Consider the following 2,750-nt stretch of genomic DNA (forward strand, 5'->3'; position numbering starts at 1 on the left):
AATTTGAATAGCGGAACTATTTTACCGTAAAATAATTATTTAAGACTTTTTTACATTTAATTTTGGAATTTTACATGGATTTATTAGTTTTGTCCAAAATTAAATGCTCTATAATTCCAATTACCCAAATTACGATGCAAAATGGAAGATTATAATAAGATAATAGAATCGCTCGGCGTGAAGTTTATTAAGTCACGTAACATTAGAATATTACAACCTATCCGTATCAAAAACTTTTATGATGTAGAAAATACACTCTTGATTTTGTACAACGGTGAGGTTTCTTTTGGTGAAGAGGCTATCCATGCAGAGGTTGGCGACATGCTTTTTATCCCTGGAGGTAAGATGCTTTCGATAACCTATGGTAGTGCTGATAAACCAAAGGCTATTTCAAATGAAGAATTTATGACTCACAGAGAGTCTTATTTTGAATATAACCTTGAACCATCAAGAATTGGCCAAATCGAAAACTCTTTCGGGATGGTTGCTTTTGAAGCAAAAGTTTTTGATTCGGTAAACTTCTTTACTTCTTTAGATATTCCTCCATTCTTAATCAAAAGAGACGACAAACTAGCACACATGCTAGCGGAAATTTTGAAAGAAGACATGACGGATATTCTTGGAAAAGGACGTGTGATTAAAATAAAAACGGAAGAGATTGTTATCGAAATAATTCGTTACATCATCAAAAACCGTTTGTTTGTTGAACAATTGGCAACAAACAGTACTTATTTCAAAGATCCACGCTTAATTGACATCTTTGCTTATATCAAAGATAATATCGGTGGAGATTTATCAAATAAAGTATTAGCGAACGTTGCAAACGTTTCTGAAGACTACGTTGGGCAATATTTCAAGATGTTAACAGGTATCAATCCACAAGATTATATCGAATATCAAAGAATGGAAGCTGCCGTAGGTTTGTTAAGAACTTCTAAGAAATCTATCCGTGCCATCGGCGCTGATGTAGGTTATAAAGATACTGCATACTTCTGTCGTCGTTTCAAAATGATGTTTGGTATTCCAGCAGGAAAAATGAGACGCAGAGAGTCGTTAATGAATTTATAATTAGTAGCTGTTAGCCTTGAGTTATTAGCTTCGAGATTATATTTTTAAAATTGTTTGATATTAAAAAAGCCGCTGAATCAAATTCAGTGGCTTTTTTAATGAGTATGTTTTTTCGTATAAAATACGTAGTGGTAATTTCTGCTATTTCTATTGATATGAAAGCTCTTTTAATAACAGAAACTTTATTAAGAAATACTCGTAAAAATAAAAGCTTCGCAGAAAATCCTGCAAAGCTTTTATCATAATTCTATAAAGCCGACATCCGATATCAGAAATCTGAAAGCTACTATTTAAAAAACTTCAATTTCACTACTTCTCTTTCTGACAAGAAACGCCAAGTTCCTCTTGGTAAATCTTTTTTGTCTAAGCCAGCAAAAGTAGTTCTGTCAAGTTTCAATACTTCGTATCCTAATGATTCAAAAATACGTCTAACAATTCTATTACGACCCGAGTGGATTTTGATACCTACTACCATTCCATCTGGCGTAACAATTCCTAAATCATCCGCTTTTATTTCACCGTCTTCTAAAGTAATACCTCCTTTAATTTTCTCGAAATGCTCTTGTGTTAAAGGCTTATCCAATTCTACTTGGTATAATTTTTCGATTTCGTTTGAAGGGTGAGTCAATTTATCTGCTAATTCACCATCGTTTGTTAGCAATAATAGACCTGTCGTGTTTCTATCCAAACGACCTACTGGGTAGATACGTTCTTCACAAGCATTTTTCACTAAATCCATTACTGTTTTACGGTCGTTAGGGTCTTCAGTCGTTGTGATAAAATCTTTAGGTTTGTTTACCAACACATAAACCATTTTCTCACGATTCAACTTTTTACTACCGTACTTAACAATATCACCTGGTTTTACTTGGTAGCCCATTTCAGTAACTACCGCACCATTTACTCTGATTTCACCCGCCTTGATTAAATCATCAGCTTCACGACGAGAACAAACACCAGAATTAGCGATATAACGGTTCAAACGTACTTCCAATGATTGCTTCTCTGATTTTTCAATCAATTTCTGCACTTTTTTAGGAGCAGTCTCTTTGTATTTATCAAGCTTGTAGCTTGGCGTCCATTTATCAGACTGTTCTACAGGTCTGTGTGCTTTAAATAGATTGTCGCCTCCAAAATTTGCTTTGGCTGAACCAAATGTTTTTTCTGGTCTTTCGCTTCTACTTTTTTTTTCAAAACTTCCTGCATCTGGACGAGGTTTGTTAAAGTCACCTTTATCAAATCTTTTGCCAACAGGTTTTCTTTTATCTACGAACTCTTTGCGTTCAAAAGCTGGTTTATCACCTTGTGGTTTAAAATCACGACGCTCTGAGTTAAATTCTCTTCTTTCGCCTTGTGGCTTAAACTCACGACGTTCACCCGAGTTAAATTCTCTTCTTTCACCTTGTGGTTTGAACTCACGACGTTCACCCGAATTAAATTCTCTTCTTTCGCCTTGTGGTTTGAACTCACGACGTTCACCCGAGTTAAATTCTCTTCTTTCACCCTGTGGTTTGAATTCACGACGTTCACCCGAATTAAATTCTCTTCTCTCACCTTGTGGTTTAAAGTCACGACGTTCTGAGTTAAATTCTCTTCTCTCTCCTTGTGGCTTGAATTCACGACGCTCACCCGAGTTAAATTCTCTTCTTTCACCTTGTGGTTTGAATTCACGACGTTCACCC

General features: G+C 35.4%; 3 protein-coding genes. 2 read left to right on the forward strand and 1 reads right to left on the reverse strand.

The window, feature by feature from the left end; translation table 11 throughout:
* The first annotated feature begins 141 nt into the window (after window positions 1–141).
* On the forward strand, window positions 142–1,068 hold the full coding sequence (locus tag AC07XN_RS24020; RefSeq protein ID WP_309921905.1) for a helix-turn-helix domain-containing protein: 927 nt from the start codon (window positions 142–144) through the stop codon (window positions 1,066–1,068).
* A 50-nt stretch (window positions 1,069–1,118) separates the two neighbouring features.
* Window positions 1,119–1,313 (forward strand): hypothetical protein, encoded by a 195-nt coding sequence (locus tag AC07XN_RS24025; protein ID WP_494744888.1) that lies wholly within the window; start codon window positions 1,119–1,121, stop codon window positions 1,311–1,313.
* Between the two features lie 41 nt (window positions 1,314–1,354).
* Here the strand turns inward: AC07XN_RS24025 and AC07XN_RS24030 are convergent.
* Window positions 1,355–2,750: pseudouridine synthase (locus tag AC07XN_RS24030; protein ID WP_494744889.1), on the reverse strand; the 1,396-nt coding region annotated here is incomplete at its 5' end.

Source organism: Arcicella sp. GW458-12-2-14-TSB2, from assembly GCF_059423785.1.